Source organism: Gemmatimonas sp. (assembly GCF_044344655.1).
Classification (GTDB): Bacteria; Gemmatimonadota; Gemmatimonadetes; order Gemmatimonadales; family Gemmatimonadaceae; genus Gemmatimonas.
In genome coordinates, this window is record NZ_JBIJCN010000024.1 from 18,832 (window position 1) to 37,859 (window position 19,028).

General features: G+C 66.6%; 16 protein-coding genes. 9 read left to right on the top strand and 7 right to left on the bottom strand.

Going from position 1 to position 19,028, the window contains the following annotated elements; genetic code table 11:
* Positions 1 to 16: 16 nt before the first annotated feature.
* The 3 genes from ACIQ51_RS08140 to ACIQ51_RS08150 form a co-directional block, all read right to left on the bottom strand.
* Positions 17 to 3,151, bottom strand: a complete 3,135-nt coding sequence (locus tag ACIQ51_RS08140; RefSeq protein WP_396204537.1) for a SusC/RagA family TonB-linked outer membrane protein — start codon at positions 3,149 to 3,151, stop codon at positions 17 to 19.
* 110 nt (positions 3,152 to 3,261) lie between these two features.
* On the bottom strand, positions 3,262 to 4,932 hold the full coding sequence (locus ACIQ51_RS08145) for an amidohydrolase family protein (protein ID WP_396204538.1): 1,671 nt from the start codon (positions 4,930 to 4,932) through the stop codon (positions 3,262 to 3,264).
* Positions 4,933 to 4,958: 26 nt separating this feature from the next.
* Positions 4,959 to 5,900 (bottom strand): ornithine cyclodeaminase family protein, encoded by a 942-nt coding sequence (locus ACIQ51_RS08150; protein WP_396204539.1) that lies wholly within the window; start codon positions 5,898 to 5,900, stop codon positions 4,959 to 4,961.
* A 68-nt stretch (positions 5,901 to 5,968) separates the two neighbouring features.
* On the opposite strand from ACIQ51_RS08150, the gene ACIQ51_RS08155 reads away from it, so the two are divergent.
* Positions 5,969 to 7,231 (top strand): NAD(P)/FAD-dependent oxidoreductase, encoded by a 1,263-nt coding sequence (locus ACIQ51_RS08155; RefSeq protein WP_396204540.1) that lies wholly within the window; start codon positions 5,969 to 5,971, stop codon positions 7,229 to 7,231.
* Here ACIQ51_RS08155 and ACIQ51_RS08160 read toward each other — a convergent pair.
* Positions 7,167 to 8,615 (bottom strand): MFS transporter, encoded by a 1,449-nt coding sequence (locus ACIQ51_RS08160; RefSeq protein ID WP_396204541.1) that lies wholly within the window; start codon positions 8,613 to 8,615, stop codon positions 7,167 to 7,169. The genes ACIQ51_RS08155 and ACIQ51_RS08160 overlap by 65 nt on opposite strands.
* Positions 8,616 to 8,666: 51 nt before the next feature.
* Between ACIQ51_RS08160 and ACIQ51_RS08165 the strand changes: the two genes are divergently transcribed.
* The 3 genes from ACIQ51_RS08165 to ACIQ51_RS08175 all read left to right on the top strand — a co-directional run bounded on the left by ACIQ51_RS08165 (position 8,667) and on the right by ACIQ51_RS08175 (position 11,211).
* A complete protein-coding gene (locus ACIQ51_RS08165) occupies positions 8,667 to 9,263 on the top strand; it encodes a rhomboid family intramembrane serine protease (RefSeq protein WP_396204542.1) in 597 nt (198 codons plus the stop codon).
* Between the two features lie 125 nt (positions 9,264 to 9,388).
* Positions 9,389 to 9,772, top strand: coding sequence for a RidA family protein (locus ACIQ51_RS08170; RefSeq protein ID WP_396204543.1), 384 nt, complete (start codon positions 9,389 to 9,391; stop codon positions 9,770 to 9,772).
* Positions 9,773 to 9,786: 14 nt separating this feature from the next.
* Complete coding sequence (locus tag ACIQ51_RS08175) at positions 9,787 to 11,211, top strand: MATE family efflux transporter (RefSeq protein WP_396204544.1); 1,425 nt, start codon at positions 9,787 to 9,789, stop codon at positions 11,209 to 11,211.
* A gap of 90 nt (positions 11,212 to 11,301) precedes the next feature.
* Here ACIQ51_RS08175 and ACIQ51_RS08180 read toward each other — a convergent pair whose 3' ends face one another.
* Positions 11,302 to 12,108 carry an SDR family NAD(P)-dependent oxidoreductase gene (locus tag ACIQ51_RS08180; RefSeq protein WP_396204545.1) on the bottom strand — a complete coding sequence of 269 codons (807 nt, stop codon included), beginning with the start codon at positions 12,106 to 12,108 and terminating at the stop codon, positions 11,302 to 11,304.
* A gap of 106 nt (positions 12,109 to 12,214) precedes the next feature.
* Between ACIQ51_RS08180 and ACIQ51_RS08185 the strand changes: the two genes are divergently transcribed.
* Complete coding sequence (locus ACIQ51_RS08185) at positions 12,215 to 13,000, top strand: hypothetical protein (RefSeq protein ID WP_396204546.1); 786 nt, start codon at positions 12,215 to 12,217, stop codon at positions 12,998 to 13,000.
* Positions 13,001 to 13,015: 15 nt separating this feature from the next.
* On the opposite strand, the gene ACIQ51_RS08190 is transcribed toward ACIQ51_RS08185, so the two are convergent.
* Together ACIQ51_RS08190 and ACIQ51_RS08195 are read right to left on the bottom strand one after the other, a co-directional pair.
* Positions 13,016 to 13,309: a hypothetical protein gene (locus ACIQ51_RS08190; RefSeq protein ID WP_396204547.1), complete on the bottom strand. Its 294-nt coding sequence runs from the start codon at positions 13,307 to 13,309 to the stop codon at positions 13,016 to 13,018.
* Positions 13,275 to 13,679 carry an ester cyclase gene (locus ACIQ51_RS08195; RefSeq protein ID WP_396204548.1) on the bottom strand — a complete coding sequence of 135 codons (405 nt, stop codon included), beginning with the start codon at positions 13,677 to 13,679 and terminating at the stop codon, positions 13,275 to 13,277. The genes ACIQ51_RS08190 and ACIQ51_RS08195 overlap by 35 nt, the downstream gene beginning before the upstream one ends.
* A 213-nt stretch (positions 13,680 to 13,892) precedes the next feature.
* On the opposite strand from ACIQ51_RS08195, the gene ACIQ51_RS08200 reads away from it, so the two are divergent.
* From ACIQ51_RS08200 to ACIQ51_RS08215, 4 genes are all read left to right on the top strand, one after another.
* Entirely contained in the window at positions 13,893 to 15,665 is a 1,773-nt protein-coding gene (locus ACIQ51_RS08200) for an amidohydrolase (RefSeq protein ID WP_396204549.1), read from the top strand.
* 50 nt (positions 15,666 to 15,715) lie between these two features.
* Complete coding sequence (locus tag ACIQ51_RS08205; protein WP_396204550.1) at positions 15,716 to 16,900, top strand: hypothetical protein; 1,185 nt, start codon at positions 15,716 to 15,718, stop codon at positions 16,898 to 16,900.
* 6 nt (positions 16,901 to 16,906) lie between these two features.
* On the top strand, positions 16,907 to 17,764 hold the full coding sequence (locus tag ACIQ51_RS08210; protein WP_396204551.1) for a sterol desaturase family protein: 858 nt from the start codon (positions 16,907 to 16,909) through the stop codon (positions 17,762 to 17,764).
* Between the two features lie 77 nt (positions 17,765 to 17,841).
* The gene (locus tag ACIQ51_RS08215; RefSeq protein ID WP_396204552.1) at positions 17,842 to 19,020 is read left to right on the top strand and encodes a membrane dipeptidase; all 1,179 of its coding nucleotides are present in this window, start codon (positions 17,842 to 17,844) and stop codon (positions 19,018 to 19,020) included.
* Positions 19,021 to 19,028 lie beyond the last annotated feature (8 nt).

Here is a 19,028-nt window from a genome sequence, read left to right on the forward strand (position 1 = left end):
TGGAGTGGCTCGCCGGTCAGAAAATGATCTCGACGCTGCCCGTCAGCGTGCGGTAGCGCGGATAGTCGAAGCTGTCGATGCGATTCAGCACCGATCCGACCTCCGGATCGTAGCCGGAGAAGCGAGTGAAGGTCAGCAGGTTGCGGCCGATGAGCGAGAGGCTCGCCTGCTCAGCGCCGAGGCGCGCCAGCGCCACGTTGAAGCTGCGCGGGAGGCGATACTTGAGCGACAGTTCACGCAGCTTGATGAAGCTGGCATCCTCGACGAACCAGTCCGTCGGACTGGCCGCCGCATAGAGCGCCACGTAGTAATCCGTGGTCTTCTTCAGCTCCTGCGGCTTTCCGGCCTGATCCACATCGGTGTGGCGGGCGTACTGGTACATGCGCTGACGCGTCTGGTTGTACACGTCGCCACCGACCTGCGCGTCCCACAGCATGAACAGCTGCACACCGCGCCAGCCGATCGTGTTGGACCACCCCATACGGAAATCGGGGTTGCCGTCACCGATGCGCGCCACCGCGGCGTTGCCGAGCGAGTCGACGGCCGTGATGGGCTGGCCCCAGCGGTACACGCCCGTGCCGATCGTCGTGCTCGTGCCCCAGAGCTGCTTGGTCTGCCCGTCGGTGAACGTGTTGCCCGCACCGGTCCACACGAGCAGGCCATCGTCGTTGACCTGGAATTCGCTGGCCCGCGCACCGACATTCGCCGGCAGTTGTTTGGCATCACGCATGAAGCGGAAGCCGTACATGTTGCCCAGTGTTTCACCGGCGCAGCGGAAGCCGATGGTCCCCGTGACAAAGCACGGCCGGTTGAACTCAGTGATGCGGTTGCGGGAGCGATCCGCGACGAAGCCGGTGCGCCACGTGAAGGTCGGGCGGCGGATGACCTGCGCCTCGAACGTCCCTTCCCACGTGTTGCCGGTCACGGTACCCGCATTCTGCCACTGGTTGGCGTAGCCGAAGTAGCCAGCCAGCGGAATCAGGATGAGCTGATCGGTGGTCGTCTGACGGGCGCGGGACAGCTGAATCGAGTAGCGGTTCTTGATGATCGCGTCGATACCGAATTCGGTTTCCTTCGAGTATTCGGGACGGAGGAACTTGTTGCCGAGGTTCGCCTTCACGAGGCCACCACCCTCAACGAAGTTGAACGTCTCGAACTGATCGTTGAAGTCCGGGCGTCCACCCGCCGTGCCCTGCGAGGCGCGGAGTTTGAACTCGTTGAAGAAGGACTTGAACGGGAACCACGATTCTTCGGACAGACGATACGCGGCCGAGCCACGATAGTACCAGTTCTCCTGCTCCTCAGGGCCGAACAGGGAGCTGCCGTCCATACGCGCCAGCCCGTCGACAATGAGCTTCCCGCGCCAATCCGCCGCGCCGCTCACGAAGTAGGAATTGGTCTTGATCGTCTCACTGGTGCTCGAGACGAAGCGGACCGTGGCGTTGTTGAGGCTGTTCACACCCGGCGTCGCAAAGATCTGGCCGCTGGCGTTCACGAGATCGTTGGTTTCGCGCTCGAGGAGACCACGGATCGAGCTGCGCAGGGTGATGTCGCCCACCTTCTTGAGCAGGTTGGCCGACAACGACGCGTTCAGCGCATTGGTGACGCCGTTGAAGCGAGAAATTTCGCCGGGCCCACCATTGCCGTAGCCTTCCGTCTTGAGACCCTGATCGAGGAAGAAGTCCGTCGAACGATCGGATCGGTCGTACGACAGGTTGGCGTCGACCGTCAGCCACGACCGCGGCGTGTAGCGCGCCTCCATGCTCCCCTGGCTACGGGCCCGATTGCGATTCCGCTTTTCCGTCGAGAGCACGTACAGCGGATTCTCCTCACGCCCCTCGAAGTCCGGCTGGAAGATGTAGGGTGTCCCGTCGGCATCCGGCTTCCGAAGGTCCACGTCCGGGGCCTGATTGATCAGGTCGAAGAAGACGTCGTCATACAGGTTCAGACGCGTCGACCGGCTGTGGTACGCACTGAAGCTGACGCTCAGATCGCTGCGCGGACGATGATCGAGGTTGAGGCGGAAGTCGTTCTGGTCGTAGCGTCCGCTATTGAGCACCACGCCGTCTTCGCGCTGATTGACGAACGAGAAAAACCAGTTCGTCTTGCCGCCATTTTGCGCAATGTTGAGCGAGTTGCGGGCGAAGTTGCCCGGATCGAAGAACCGATTGACCTGATTGAAGGCCGTGCCCGGCGCATAGGGGCGATCCTGGAAGCGCTCGAAGGCCGGACGCGGCACGCGCTGCTCACGGGCCACCCGCTGGCCGGCGGCATTGACGTAGGCGCCGGTCGAATCGGCCAGGAAGAAGTGCTGCTGTGACCAATCCACCGTGCGGGCCAGTGAATTCGACCCGTACTCGGAGCGGACGGTGAACTTGGTGGTCCCTTCGGCCACGTTCGTGCCGCGCCGGGTGCGGATCTGGATGACGCCGGCCGATGCCCGGGCCCCGTACAGCGACGCCGCCGCCGCGCCCTTCACCACTTCCACGCTTTCGATGTCCATGGACTGCAGATCGGCGCTGGCCGCGTCGAAGGACTGCGACTGAATCACCCCGTCCACCACCACGAGCGGCGAGTTGCCCTTGCTGATCGACGTGGGCGTGCGCAGCTGGATGTTCGTCCCGCCACCGGCCTGCCCCGTCGGAATCACGCTCACCCCGGCAATCTTTCCCTGGATGGTCTCGAGGGCGTTGGTCGCCGGCACAGGCGCATCTTCCGCGGCCACGCGACCCACCGTGAACGGCACGCGCGTACCGCTCGCCGGATCCACCACACCAGTGGTGACGACCGCCTGCAGGTTGAGCGCAGCCGCCATCAACTTGAGGTCATACGTGAGCGTCTGCCCCGCCGCGACCGTGATGTTGGCACGCACCACCCGGCGATACCCGAGGCGGATCGCCTCTAGGCCGTAGCTGCCGGCCGGGACGTTAGGGAACAGGTAGCGGCCTTCGGCAGACGTACGGGCCTCGAGGCGGGTCGTGCCTCGGGCCAGGAACAGTTGCACGGCTTGCAGCGGCTGGCCGGTTGCAGAATCCGTCACGACACCGCTCACGCGGCCGGCAGTGCCACTTTGCGCCAGTACAGGCGCGGGCGTGGACATACCAAGCAGCAGTGCCGCGAATGCGAATGCCGCGGCAAGTCGAGTAACCATCAGGCCTCCAGGCGGGGAAAAGGTACGAGCGCAAACAGAGGGTATACGCACGTCCAGTCAACCGTGTTGCCCCCCGAATCGCCTGGGTTTGCGTATTTGGGAAAGGATGGTCAGTGCTTGCGCAGCGCCCGGCCGGCCAGGGCATTGGTGGGGACGCCACGATGCACCGCCGCGACGCCATTGACGAACACCCACGCCATGCCGCTCGCCAGAGCGCGCGGATTCGTGTACGAGGCCTCCTCCCGCAGAGCGCGCGGATCGAACACGATCACATCGGCGAAGGCCCCCACCCGCAGCGTACCGCGATCGGCGAGGCCATAGCTGTCGGCCACCTGCGAGGTGGCCGAGGCGATCATGCGCGACATCGACAGCACCGGCTTGTCGAGCACGTAGCGACGGATCTTGCGCGGGTACGTGGCAAAGAGCCGCGGATGCCCATCGGACCCATCGCTGCTGGTCATCACGTAGGGATCACGCATGAACGTCTCGATGTCGGCCTCGGTCATGTTGAAGGAGGCGACCCCCATATCGAGGCCGCGAAGCACCAGGTCGAGGGCCGTCTCCACGGCCGGCTGGCCCGCGCCCATGGCCACGTGGGCCAGCGTCTTCCCGATGTAGGGCGCCGCCTCAGGCCCCCCGTCGATCAGCAGCAGCGTGCTGTCCCCGCCGCGTCGACGGAGGTTCTCGCGCATGTCTCCCAGGATCCGTGCGCGGGTTCCGGGATCGGCCGCCCGCAGACGCAAGGAATCACGACCGCCGGCCTGTGCCCATCGGGGCAGCAGCGCAGCGCTCAGGCCGGTGCCGCTCGCGGTCCACGGGTACTGGTCGGCCACCACCACGCACCCCGTGGCCCGAGCCTCGCGCATGATCGCCAACACGCTGTCGGCCTTCCCCCAGAGGTCCACACCGAGGGTTTTGATGTGTCCGATATTGGTGGTGAGGCCGCTCTCGCAGCCAATGCGGATGGCCTCACGAGTCGAGGCGAACAGGCCGATGCTGTAGCTGCTCTCGTCGCGTTGGTGCGTATCGTACACCCCGCCGAATGGTTTGGCGGCGGACACGACACGCAACACCTCGTCGGTCGTGGCATAGCTCTGCGGCACGTAGAACAGCCCCGATCCCACCCCGTAGGCTCCCTCTGCCATGGCGTTCGCGATCAGCGTGCGCATGGTAGCGATCTGGGCCTCGGTGGCCGGTGCCGACGAATTGCCCATCACGCGAGCGCGTACGGTGCCGAAGCCGGTCAGCGCGTAGGTGTTGGTGCCGAGGCCGGCAGCCTCCGACGCCGTAAGCACGTCACGCACGTCGAGCGGCCCGCGCCCGTCGGCCCCCAGGACGACCGTGGTGACCCCCTGCATCAGGGACGAGAGATTGCGCCGCCGTTCAACGCCGAGCCTCGGCAGCCCCTCGTACGCGTGCGTGTGCGGATCGATGAACCCGGGCGCCACGATCATGCCGGTGGCATCCACGTGGAGGCGTGCGCGTACGCGCGCGCGTACGCGTGTGCGCAGGGGGGCGCCCTGACCCGCGTGTACGGTATCCATAAAGACGATGCGGTCGCCACGTACCCCGATGTCCAGGGAGGCCGGGGCCGCCGTACGCCCGTCGTACACCAGCCCACCGGTGATGAGCAGGTCGAGCGTGTCCGCCACCGCGCCCGTGCCCGTTTCCGTGCCCGTTCCCGGCATGCTGCCGGCACCGCCTCGCACGCCGCATGACACCAGCACGGTGCATGCCGCCGTCAGGACCGGCCGCGCGCCCAGGAGCACTCGTCTCATCATGCCAAGCCGAAACATCCGCGCCCCTCCTATGGTGCCGCTGGTATGGACTGATCGAACACCACGGTCGCGGCCGCGAGATCCTCGAGCGCGTGCCCCACCGACTTGAACAGGGTAATGTCGCGGTCGCTGCGACGAGCGATCACCTCGCCCCGCAGCACCATCCCCAGATCACCCACAAGGCTCGCCCGCGTGATCACGCCCCGCTCGAGCGGCTGTACGAGATCGCCGGCCTCCCGCAACGCGCTGTCGAGACTGTCCACGACGATGCGTGCGCGCGCCACCGCGGCATCATCAACCTCCCGCATCCCGGGGGTGAATCCCCCCACGAGGTCGAGATGCGTACCGGCGCGCACCCAGTCGCCGTGCACCACCGGGGCGGTGGCGGTGGTCACGCAGCAGACGATCTGCGACGACGCCACCGCGTCAGGAAGGGATGGTGCCGGACTGACCGGCACCCCCTCGTCCAGCAGCGACTGCGCTAGCCGTGCCGTGGTCGCGGCATCCCGCCCCCACAGCTGCAGGCGGGTGAGCGACGGCAGGAGCGCCCGGTAGGCGCGCAGCATCCACGGCGCGAGTCGTCCCGTGCCCACCACCAGCAGCGACTGGGGCTGGGGGACCGCCAAAGCGCGCGCCGCCAACGCGGAGGCGGCAGCGGTGCGGCGCACGGTGAGCGCCTCCCCGTCCATGAGCGCGCGCGGCGCCCCCGTGAATCGATCCAGCAGGAGGTACGACGCGTCCACCGTGTGCCCACCATGCCGTGGCGCCGACGGAATCACCGTCACGAGCTTCAGGCCGATCGCCCGGTCGTTCCAGGCCGGCATGAAGAGCAGCGTGTCGGAAGGCGACAGGGCATGCGCGGTGCGCACCGGGGCCACCGGCGGCGCCATGAACGCCGCCTCGAGCGCCGCAGCCAGCACCGGCCACGGCAGGGCCGCGTGCACCTGTTCAGCCGTGAGTTGAGGAAGCACGTTTCCGTCCGCGTTGAATTCGCGCCGGAAGCTACCACTCCTTCGTACATCCTGCAGGACGGACTCGCATGCGCAGCCAGCAGACCTGGGACACTCGTGAATGGCAGCGTCCCCTCCACGTGGTGATCGTGGGCGGCGGCGTGATGGGCGCCGCGACCGCCTGGTTCCTCACGCGCGAACATGGCGTGCGTGTCACCGTCCTCGAACGTGATGCCTCGTACATGCGCGCGTCGAGTGCACTCTCCGCCTGCGCCATCCGGCAGCAGTTCTCAACGGCGATCAATATCCGCGTCTCGCAGGACAGCCTCGCCTTCTACCGCAACATCGGGACCGAGCTGGCCGTGGGTGACGAGCGCCCCACCATCGGGCTGGTGGAGCCGGGCTATCTCTATCTCGCCGCCACAGCCGCCGGTGCCGCCACGCTACGCGAGCAGCATACGCTGCAGGCGGAGCACGCCGTGCATACGGCCCTCCTCACCCCCAACGCGCTCTCGTCACGCTTCCCGTGGATCAGCACCGATGGACTCGTGCTGGGATCGCTGGGCCTGTCCACCGCGACCAGCGGTGAGGGGTGGTTCGACGGGTATGCCGCCATGCAGGCCTTCCGCCGGGCCGCCACGGCGATCGGTGTGCAGTTCCTCGAGGAAGAAGCGGTGGGTTTCGAATCCTCGGCGAACGACCACACGTCGCGCGTACAGGCCGTGCACACGGCCAGCGGGCAGCGCATCGCCGGTGAGGCCTTCGTGATCGCGGCGGGGGCGTGGTCAGCAGGCGTCGCCAACATGCTCGGCCTGACGCTGCCGGTATACGCCCGCAAGCGCGATGTGTTCGCCATCGAGACCACCTTCGACCCGGCCGACCCGGCCCACCTGGCCCTCGGCCAGGCGCCGCTCGTGATCGATCCGAGCGGCGTGTGGTTCCGACCGGAAGCACAGCCCGGGCAGTTTCTCTGCGGCGCGCCGCCGCGCGGCGACGACGTGAATGATGCACCGCTCGATCAGGTCGACCACGGCCTCTTCGACGAGATCATCTGGCCAGCACTCGCGGCGCGCGTGCCCGCCTTCGATACACTGCGCGTGACGTCCAGCTGGGCGGGCTACTACGAAATGAACACCTTCGATCACAACGGGCTGGTCGGAGCGCTCGGCGGCTATGCCAACGCCTACACCGCCTGCGGTTTCTCCGGGCACGGGCTGCAGCAGGCGCCAGTCGTGGGGCGTGGACTCGCCGAGTTGATCGCCACCGGCGAGTATCTCACACTCGACCTCACGCCGCTCCGGGTGTCGCGCCTGGCGGAGGGGCGTCCCCTGCTTGAGAAGAACGTGATCTGAGTGCAAGCACCGCGGCTCCCGCCACCGCGAGGGCGGCGAGCGTGAGGAACGCCGCCGCCGAGCTGCCGGTGGCAGTGCGCACTCGGCCAATGAGGTCGGGCCCGAAGTGGCCGCCGAGATTGCCGATGCTGTTGATCCAGGCAATGCCGGCCGCCGCCGCGGTGCCACGCAGGTACGCGGTGGGGATCGCCCAGAAGGTGCTCATGCTCGAGAGCACGCCGGCGGCTACGAGCGACAGCGCCAGCAGGCTTGGGACGACCCGCGTGCCGGTCACCGCCAGCAGCGCGAGTCCGCAGGCGGTGGCGAGGAGCGCACCCACCACATGCCACCGACGTTCACCAGTGCGGTCGGAGTGTCGGCCCCAGAGCAGCATGCTCACGCCAGCCACGCCCCAGGGAATCGTCGCAAGCAATCCCACCCGCAAGTAGTCGGTGCGCGGAATGCCCAACTCCTGGATGATGGTGGGCATCCAGAAGTTCACGCCATAGAGCGCCAGGGCCATCGTGAAGTACACGAAGGCCAGCGCCCACACACTCCCGCTCAGTAGTGCCTCGCGCGTGGTGGCCGGCGCCCCGCGTGCCTTTTCGCTCGAGGTGGTTCGCGTCGCATCGTCGCTTTGATCGGCGGCCAACGCTCCTGCCACAATCCGGCGTTGCTCGGCAGTCAGCCAGGACGCGTCGGCCGGACCATCGGGGAGCAGCAGCAATACCACGACGCCCATCATGAGACTCGGGAGACTCTCCAACACGAAGAGCCAGCGCCAACCGCTCCAGCCGCTCGTGCCGTCGAAGGTGTCCATGATCCACCCCGAGAGCGGGCCACCCAGCACATTGGCCACGGCCACCGCCGTCATGAACAGGGCGAACGCGCGCGCCCGCCGTGCCGCGGGGAACCAGTACGTGAGATAGAGCACGATGCCGGGAAAGAAGCCGGCCTCGGCCATGCCAAGCAGCAGTCGCAGCGCATAGAAGCCGAACACCGACGGCTCCACGCGGAACAGCGCCGGAAGCGGCCCCCACGGAATGACATCGACGAAGGCGAACGCCCCCGAAACGATCGCCCAGGTGACCATGATGCGCGCGATCCAGCGCCGTGCTCCCACCCGCTCCAGCAGCAGGTTGCTCGGGACCTCGAAGAGGAAGTACCCCACAAAGAAGATGCCGGCACCAAATCCGTAGATCGCGTCGGACCAGCGCAACTCCGTGACCATCTGTAGCTTCGCGAACCCCACGTTCACCCGGTCCAGATAGGCCACGATGTAGCAGGTGAACAGCAAGGGGAGGAGTCGCCACGCGATGCGCGTGAAGAGCGCGTCGTGCACGGTAGCCGGCACGGTAGCCGGCACGGAGGGCGCGGCGGTGGGCGAGGCAACATGGTTGGCCATGCCGCGAAGATACCCGTCGCGCGACAACCTGCCACGTGACAGTATTCGGCCATGCCTCAGGTGTCCGTCACCAAGCGCGCAAGCCGCTCCGCCAAACTGGTCACCCAGTCACTGCGCACGCAGGTGACCACCTTGGGCACCACGCTTGGCCTGTTCTGGATGACGTTTGTGGTCAACAGCATGCTTGGCGGGGCCCTGTTTCAATTCGGCATCGTGCCCAGAAACACCACGGGCCTGCGCGGCATGCTCTTCGCGCCCTTCCTGCACGGAAACCTGAACCACCTCGTGGCCAACACCATTCCATTCGTAGCACTGGGATGGATGGTGATGCTGCGCGATGCACGGCTCTTTTTTCCCGTCACGCTGTTCTCGATGCTTGGCGCGGGCCTCGTGGCGTGGACGCTTGGTGCCCCGGGCTCGGTCCACATCGGCGCCAGCGGTGTGGTGTTCGGGTATCTGGGCTTCCTGCTGCTGGCGGGCGTGTACACGCGCAGCTTCTGGAGCATCGTGCTGAGCATTGCCACTGCCGCCACGTGGGGCGGGCTCATGCTCGGCATGGCCCCCGGCACAGCCGGCGTCAGTTGGCAAGCGCACGTGGGGGGATTCATTGGCGGTGTGTTCGCCGCGCGCTGGTTCCGAGGCCGCTGATCCGTCGGTGCCGTACGGATCGTTCGCAACCATGCCAACTTTCGTCCGAGAGGACAGATTTGCCGGGCCATCTCTTCAGCTCTCTGTGCGCCTCCCGTTCCTGCCACACTTTCCCCGACCGCCATATGGCCCGCACGTCCACCCACAGCGCTCACGCCCCCAAGGCCATCGGTCCCTATTCTCAGGCTATCTGGGCCGGTGACCTGCTCTACTGCTCGGGGCAAACGCCCATCGACCCCGCTGTGGGGACCCTGATCGACGGCAACGTCGAGGCGCAGACCCAGCGCTGCTTTGACAACCTGCAGGCGGTTGTCGAGTCGGCCGGTCTCACCATGGACGATGTGATCAAGTGCAACGTGTACCTGATCGACATGGCCGACTTTCCCCACATGAACACGGCATACGGGACGCGCTTCTCGGAGCCGTATCCCGCGCGCACCACGGTGGCCGTCGCGGCGCTGCCGCTTGGGGCGCGGGTGGAAATCGAGCTCGTCGCCAAGCGCCCCTAGTGGGGCGCAGCGCGATGGATAGCTCCCCCAACGCACCGGTACAGCCGAGCACCCAGCCCTCCGTGTGGCGTGACGTTCGTGACGCCATTCGCGGCGCAGAGCACGACTACACGCAGGGACCGATCGGACGCGCCATCTTCCTGCTTGCCGTGCCGATGGTGCTCGAGATGTCGATGGAGAGCATCTTTGCCGTCGTCGACGCCTGGTACGTGGGTCGCCTCGGACCGGCCGCGGTAGCGACGATCGGACTCACCGAGTCGCTGATGGTGGTGATCTATACCGTGGCTATGGGGCTCAGCATCGGCGTCACCGCGACGGTCTCCCGCCGCATCGGCGAGAAGGATCCCGATGGCGCCGCGCGCGCCACGGTGCAGGGGTTGCTCCTCGGTCTCCTGCTCTCGGCCCTGCTGGGTGTGATCGGTGCGACATTCGCGGGTGAGCTGCTCGCGCTCATGGGTGCCGACGCCAGCGTGCAGTCCATCGGGACCGGGTTCGCAAGGATCTCGCTCGCATGCAACAGTGCAGTGTTTCTGCTCTTCCTCATCAACGCCGCATTTCGCGGGGCTGGTGATGCGGCCGTCGCCATGCGCGTGCTGGTGCTGGGCAACGCCATCAACATCGTGCTCGCACCGCTGCTGATCTTTGGCGTGGGGTTCGTTCCTGCGCTTGGACTCGAAGGCGCGGCGTGGGCCACCGTAGTGGGACGTGCCACCGGGTTCGTGTGGGCGTTGTGGCACCTCAGCACCGGCGGGGGGAACCTCCATGTGCACAAGCATCATGTGATGGTGGAACCCCGCACCATGCTACACATCGCGACGCTCTCCGGGTGGGGCACCGTGCAGGTGGCGCTCAGCTCCATGAGCTGGGTCGTGCTGGTGCGACTCATATCGAGTTTCGGCGGGATAGCGGTGGCGGGCTACACGATCGCCATCCGCGTGCTGCTCTTCGCGCTCATGCCGGCCTACGGGGTGGGCGCGGCTGCCGCCACCATGGTGGGACAGGCTCTTGGCGCGCAGAATACCGAACGTGCCGAACGTGCGGTGTGGGTGGCAGCGCGCATCAACATGCTCGTGCTCGGGCTCACCGGTGCGCTGTTCTGGGTCTTCGCACCCATCATCGTGAGCTGGTTCACTGAGGCGCCGGAGGTGCGCCTCGTGGGCACCAACGGGCTGCGCACGATGTCGCTCGGCTTTCCGCTCTACGCACTCGGGATGGTACTCGAGCAGTCATTCAACGGCGCGGGAGACACGCGCACGCCGAGCTGGATGAATTTCGTCGTGTTCTGGCTCTTCCAACTGCCGGTGGCGTGGTACCTGTCACAGCATACCACGCTCGGGTATCGCGGCGTATTCACCGCCGTGGTTATGGCCTACACGGCCCTCGCGCTGGTCAGTGCCTTCTTCTTCCGGCGCGGGACATGGAAGAACAAGCAGGTGTGACGGGCGGTTCGTAGACGGTACGCAGCGGCCGCCGGATTGGACACGGTAGGGTCGCAGTGGCCCGGAGAAGTGCGGCATCGCCTCCTGGCATCAGGTGGCCGGTGCGTTGGGGTTCAACCGATCGCGCCGATACCGTTGCCGCAGACCGCCAAGTACCCACGGGGCGTACTTGAGCAGGAACACAATCAGCTTGAACCGCTTCCCCGGCACGCACACCGAGGGGCCACGTGCTGCGGCCTGTGCGAGACTCTCGTCTACCACGCGCTCGGCCGGGAGCCACGCCCAGGTGGGGATTCCCTTGCGCCCGCCACCCAGACGGTCGTGAAACTCGGTGTACGTGAAGCCGGGGCAACAGGCCTGCACATGCACACCGGTATCTGTCAGCTCGTACGCGAGCGCCTCGCAGTACATGCGCTGGTAGACCTTGGTGGCGTTGTAATTCACGTTCCCGGCCGTGGGTGACCAGCTGGCCACACTCGCCACCACGATGATCGTACCATGCTGCCGCTCCAACATCCCGTGCAGCGCCGCGCGCACGAGTTCATGCGTGGCCTGTACATGTAGCCGCAGCATGCGTGCCTGTCCGTCAGGATCGGCCGTCTCGATCGTGCCACGCGTGCCGAAGCCGGCGTTGCTCACCAGCGTGGCGAGCCGCGATTCGGCGCGCAGCCGCTCCGCCACCATGGCGATATCGGCATCGGTGGAAAGATCGGCCACCAGGGCCGTGGCCTGCACGCCATGTGCAGCCGACAGCTCGGCACAGACACGCACCAGACGATCGGTATCGCGCGCCACGAGCAGCAGGTCATGTCCGCTGGCAGCGAGTCGTTGTGCGTACACATTGCCGATGCCGGAGGTGGCACCGGTGACGACGGCAAGGGGGCGTGTGGAGGTCATGCCCTCAACCTAGGGAGCCCCCGCGCGCCCGGCGAGGGAACCGCCTCGGCCGGCCGCTATGTTTCTCGTCGTCAGCGCCACAGCCCCTGCCCGTACACTGGTCTCCATGCTGCTTCGTCTCGTAGTTCCCGCCATGCTGGTGCTGTCGGTCATCGCCTGCACCGACGGCGCGTCGTCCGACACGCCGAAACGGTCTTCCGGCCGTGCGGCCGCGGCCATCGTCCCCGGCGGTACCATCACCGGCACGGTGCGGGAACGCATCCCCGTGGGACCGTACGTGTACGTTCGCCTCGACACGGACGGTGGCGAACTGTGGGCCGCCGTCAACGAAGCGCCGCTCACCGTGGGCGACCCCATCACCGTGCACAACGTGATGCTCATGGAGCAGTTCCAGTCGCAGACGCTCAAGCGCACCTTCGCGCGTATCTACTTTGGCTCGCTGCAGCCCGTTACCGGCGCCGGTCAGCCGGCGGACGGTGCCGCACCGTCGGTCAGTCAGCCGTCGGGTACCCCTGATATGGCGGCATCACCCGGTGCGCCGGCCCCGATCGATGCCATGGTGAGCCCCTTGGCGAAGGCCTCCGGCCCCAATGCCTTCGCGATCGCCGAGCTGTGGGCCCGAAAGGAGCAGCTGGTCGGCCAGGCCGTGTCGATTCGCGGTGTGGTGGTGAAGTACAACCCCGGTGTCATGGGGAAGAACTGGATTCACCTGCAGGACGGCAGCGGCGACGCCACGCGGGGTACGATCGATCTCACCGTCACCTCACAAAACACCGCCGCGGTTGGCGACACGGTGGTGGTCACCGGGACGGTGCGCATCAACCAGGATCTCGGCGCTGGCTACCGCTATGCGCTGCTCCTCGACGGAGCCACGGTGAAGGCGGGGCGCTGAGCCCGATCGGTCAACTCACCGACGCACCGGTTCCTGCCATCCGTCTCGCACACCGCGCGCGATATCGTCGTTGCTCACGCGCACGTAGCGCGCCGCGATGGCCACCCCCGTGATCAGCACGATGAGCTGAAGCACCCGCACCAGCCAGCGACGCGACGCGAGCGCGACCGGCGGCATGGCGCCGAGTTGGCCACGCAGTGCCGCGTTCTCCGCCTGCAGTGCATGGAGCTGCGCGGCGAGATCAACCGGAACCGGCGCACGGGAATCGCCGGCGTCAGTTGGGCGAGGCGAGTTGTCGGGCATAATCATCTGAGTCGAAGAAGCCGAGGGATGTACCGATGGCGCCCGCGTCGTCGAACGTCCATTGCTCGTACCCGTGGATGCGAACGGGGCGACCGGTGCCGGCCGGGCCGGTGTTGGTACCGATCAGGGTCCACTCGTAGCGCGCCGAGTTCCCGTCCACGTGCAGGGCGTCGAGCAGCACCATCAAGTCGGGAAACGCCGTCATGAACGCTCGCGCAGACGCCGCGATCGCCTCTCGTCCAACCGACGGCCTTCCCGCATTGATAGTAAGCACGCCATCCTCGGCAAAGAAGGATGCCACGCGCGCTGGATCCTGACTGCACCAGGCAGCGGTGTACGCCTCGGCCATCTCGGCGATTGCAGCAGCGGTCGTCATTTCGGAAAGCTGGTCACTGGAGTGATGGCATCACGATCAGTCGGGTGGGTAGAGCGCCCTCCGTACGCCGCCTGATGCAGCGGGGACGGTCTGACCGCCTGAATGTCGCGGCCGCCCCAAGCTTACCACAGCGACCGGGGGGCACCAGAGGCAGATTTGCCCATGGGACGAATCAATCCCCCATCAGTCGTGATGAGGTCGTACGTTTCCCCCATGATGCACTTTCCCCTGCCCGGCCGCGTCGTCTCCCGCACGCTGGCCATCGCGCCGCTGATTGCCGCGCTGTCTCTCATCGCGACCGCTTGCTCGCCGACCGGTGGGAAGGCGCCTGCCGCCGATCTCGTGCTGCACAACGGGCGGGTGTACACCCTCACCTGGCCAGAGCCGTCGCGCGACGGGGTTCCCGCCGCCGGTGCCCCGTTCGACTCCGCAGCCGGTTGGCATCATGATGCCACGGCGGTCGCGGTCCGCGATGGGCGCATCGTGTACGTTGGCACCGACTCGGGCGCCCTCGCCCTGCGCGACAGTGCCACGCAGGTAATCGACCTTGCCCGGCACGTGCTACTCCCTGGGCTGGTCGATGCGCATACGCACGTGGCCGAGTTGGGCGAGTCGCTCGAGCGGATCAACCTCACCGGCATCGCCACCGAGGCGGAAGCTGTGGCGCGCATCGCGGAGCGCGCCGCGACCACGCCGAAGGGGGAGTGGATCCTTGGATACGGATGGGATGAGGGCGCCTGGGCGAACCGCTATCCGGACAAGCGGCTGCTGTCACAGCGTGTACCGGATCATCCCGTGGTGCTGCGCAGTCTGCACGGCTTTGCCTCGTGGGCCAACGAGCGCGCGCTCGCGCTGGCGGGTATCACCCGCGACACGCCGGCCCCCGCCGGTGGTGAAATCCGCAAGGATGCGACGGGTGAGCCCACCGGGCTGGTACTCAATCGCGCCGTACCGTTACTGGACAACGCTGTACCGCGCCCCTCGCCCGCGCAGCGTGACGCGCAAGTGATGCGTGCCCTGCACGTGATGGCGCGCGCCGGGTACACCGGCGTGCATGAAGCCGGCGTGGCCCCCGACGTGATGGAGAGCTTCGAGCGGTTGGCGGAGCGCGACTCCCTGCCACTCCGCGTGTACGCCATGCTGAGTGCGCGCGACTCGGCACTGATCCGCCGTTGGATCACGCGCGGGCCCTACACGTCGGGTAACGGCATGCTCACCGTGCGCGCCGTCAAGGCATACTACGACGGTGCGCTTGGCTCGCGCGGCGCCCAGCTGCTCGAGGATTATGCTGATCGCCACGGGCATCGCGGGGTCAGCGGCGGCAACTACGGCTTCGATCAGCGTCTGGTAGCCGACATCATGAGCGCCGGTTTCCAGGTGGGCATCCATGCCATCGGTGACGCCGGCAACCGCGCCACGCTCAATTTCATCGACTCCGTCATGCAGGCGGCGCCGAAGGCGCGCGCGCTGCGCCATCGCGTGGAGCATGCGCAGGTGGTATCGGCGGCCGACATCGCGCGGTTCGCCGCGCTTGGCGTGGTGGCCTCGGTGCAGCCGCCACACGCCGTCGAGGACAAGGGATGGGCGGAAACGCGTGTCGGTCCCACCCGTATTCAGGGCGCGTATGCCTGGCGCACGCTGCGGCAGGCGGGGGCGGCGCTGGTGTTCTCGTCGGACCTGCCTGGCTCCGACTGGAGCCCGTTCTACGGACTGCACTCCGCCATCACGCGGCAGGACACGAGCGGGGCGCCGCCGGGTGGCTGGTACCCTGCGCAGCGCATGTCGGCTGAGGAGGCGGTGCGCGGCTATACCACGTGGAGTGCGTTTGCCGGCTTCGATGAGGGGGAGGCCGGCGTGCTCGCGGTGGGCAAGCGCGCCGATTTCACCGTGATGACGGTAGATCCCTTCCGCGATACCCCGGCGTCTTTGCTGCGGGGCGACATTGCCTTGACCGTTTCGCGCGGACGCATCAGCTATCGGCGATGAGCCAGATCGTACCCGTTCGTGTCCACCGCAGCCCTGGAGCGCGTCGTATCGTGAATATCCGTTCGAGGATCAAGCCCCTGCGTGCGGCGACGATGAGCATGCTCGTCGTTGCTGCATCCGTTCAGGCGCAGCAGCCCACCACCCGTGCCGATCTGGCGTGGCGCTACCTGCTCATGGATGCGCGGTATGCGACCGCAGACTCGACCGGGCGTCTGTCTGACAGTACGCGCGCTGCGCTCAACCGCATCTTCGATCGATCCACGCTGAGTTTCTTTGGTGGCCGGTTCGCCATGACGGCGGCGATGATGGATACGGCCATCACGCTCGCGGATCCGTCGTATCGCTATGAGCGCCGCGCTCTTCCGGTGGATGTGAGGATCGGTGGGCGCCCCGTTCGCCTCGTGCGCGATGAACTGCTTTCGCGGCTCACGCGGCTGGACAGTGCGGGGGCACCCACCGCATCGCTAGTCCAACCACTCGCAGCGGCACGGTCGCGGGTCATGTTGCTCGTCGATACGGTATCGGCTGAACGGAGTGCTGAGTTTCTCGCCGAGCCGACGGCGCTGGCGCGCGCAGTGACGGCCGAAGTGGCCGCGCTGGAGAAGGGGCGCAATCCGTACGCGCGTCGTGAAGGTGACCTGTGGCGCAGCTATCGTGGCACCAACGGATCCACCGTTCCGGTGCGCGTGATTGCGCCCCCGGGAGCAGCGTCAAAGTCGATGGGCGTCCTCATCGCCCTGCACGGCGCCGGCGGCGACGAGAACATGTTCGCCATGGCGTACGGGCAGGGTGTGGCTGCGCGTTTGGCGCGCGAGAACAACCTGCTCTTCGTATCGCCGGCCACGACGCCCTTCATGAGCAGCGCCGTGCAGTTCGATTCGCTGATGGCCGTACTCGGGCGCGATTACCGCATTGATCCGGCGCGCGTGTATCTGATGGGGCACTCCATGGGCGCGGGCGCCGCGGCGCGATTGGTGCAGGAACGCCCGCAGGCGATTGCCGCGGTGGCCTGTCTCGCCGGTGGGAGCGCCGTCACCGCGGCCGGTGCGCCGCCGATGCTGTTCATCGGCGCCGCGCTCGATCCCATCATTCCTGCCGCGCGCGTGAAGGCCGCCGCGGCCGGCACGCCCACCGGCACCTACGAGGAGCGCGGCAACGAGGGGCACACGCTTATGGTTCGCGGCGGCGTGCTGCGGGCGGTCCCATGGTTGCTGCAGCACACCCGCAAACCATAGCCGCACATGTCACTCGATCTGCAAAACGCGCAGCTGCTCTCTGTCACCGTGATCTTCGCGCTCTTTGCCTGCGCGGAGCTGGTCATGGGTCATTTCTTCCCCTCCACTGCCTCGGCCGAAGACAATCGGCTCGACGTGGCGGTAGGGGTGACCTTTCCGGTCATCTCGGGCACGGTCTTCGCGACCTCTAAAATGCTGTGCGCGTGGCTCTTCCCCGATATGCGCGATGCGTGGGCTAACTGGCCATGGTGGCAGATGGTGCTGGTGCTGCTGCTCGCCGACGACCTCACTCAGTACTGGTGGCATCGGCTGTCGCACACGTCGGTGATGTGGCCGCTGCACCGCGCCCATCACTCCGCGGCGTACATGAGTGTGCGCGTCGTGTACCGCAACAATGCGTTCTACTACGCACTCATGCCGGGGCTCTGGTTCAGTGGTGCGCTGTTGTACCTGGGCTTCGGCTGGGTGTTCGTGGGCTATAGTGTGGTGAAACTCGCGGTGATCATCGGCGCTCATTCGGCCGTGCGCTGGGATCAGTGGCTGTATCGCTACCACGCGCTGCGCCCCGTAGCGTGGGTGCTCGAGCGCACCATCTCCACGCCGGCCACACACTTTGCGCATCATGCCCTCACGCAGGACGACGGCATCGGTCACTACATGGGGAACTACGGCAACCTGCTCTTCCTCTGGGATGTGCTGTTCGGGACCGCCCGCATCACCCGGCAGTATCCGCCGGCGTACGGACTCAAGGACGACCAGCGCCATGGCCCAGAACGCTGGTACCACCAGATGTTCTTTCCGATCTTTCGCTCACGACGTGCTGAGACGGTACTGGGGCACGACAAGCACATTCCGATCGATTGAGCGGAGACGCGCTGCCGTCCCCAGCGCCAGACGTTACTTTCCCGCGGCCTGCTCCACAGTCTCTCGCCCCCACGCCCATGGACAGACGCGCCGCGCTCCGCTCGATCGCCACGGCTTCGCTAGGTGTGATCGCCGCACCCGCCCTGCTGCGTAACCGGTACCAGCTCTTCGCGCACACGCCCGCCGAGTATTCGGCGCGCACCATAGCGCTCATGCGGGAGAGCACCGTCATCGATATGCTCTGCCAGTTCGCCTTCGACGACTTCCGCACCGACAACGTGCCCAAGGCGCTGCGCTGGCGGCGCGATCCGTCGTCGTTCACCGAGGTGGACTTCGCGCAATTCCGTGACTCCGGCGTGAACGTGCTCGCCCTCGGCAGCGGTCCGGCGAACTACGATGGCATGCTGCGCTTCTTTGCGGAGTGGAACGGCTTCGTCGCCTCGCACAGCGAATGGTTTACCCGCATCGATGAACCGCGCGACCTCGCCAGCATCAAGCGCTCGGGGAAGGTGGGCATCCTCATGACCACGCAAACGTCGGATCATTTCCGTACCGCCGACGATGTGGACACCTTCTACGCGCTCGGACAGCGCGTGTCGCAGCTCACCTACAACATGCAGAGCCGCACCGGGGCCGGGTTCCTCGAGAATCGAGACAGCGGGCTCACGGCATTCGGGCAGGAGATCATTGCGCGCATGGAGAAGGTCGGCATGGTGGTGGACCTGTCCCACTGCGCCGATCAGACCACCCTCGATGCGCTGCAGATCGTGACGCGTCCGCCCGTGTTCACCCACGCGTCGGCCCGTACCCTGCTGCCCGAGTGCACGCGCTGCAAGCCGGACGAGGCCCTCCGTTTGCTCGCCGATAAGGGCGGGGTGGTGGGCATCCCGATGATTCGCTTCATGATCCGCCCGGCGCCGCCGGTTACCGTGCAGCACGTGGCCGATCATGTGGAGCACCTGATCAGGCTGATCGGCCCCGAGCATGTAGGCGTGGGCAGCGATCTCGACATGGCCGGGCTGGCCAATCCCATGACGAAGGAACCAGGAATCGGCGCCATCGCCAACCAGCCCAACTTCTCGCGCTATAACGCGTACTTCGCGGCAAATGGTGGCGCCCATGTGGACGGGCTCGATCATCCCAAACGGCTCTTCGACCTTACTGAGGCACTCGTGCAGCGCAAACACTCCGACGCGACGATCAGGCTGGTCCTTGGCGGCAGCTTCGCCCGCGTCCTCTCGGCGGTGTGGAAATGAGCGACTCG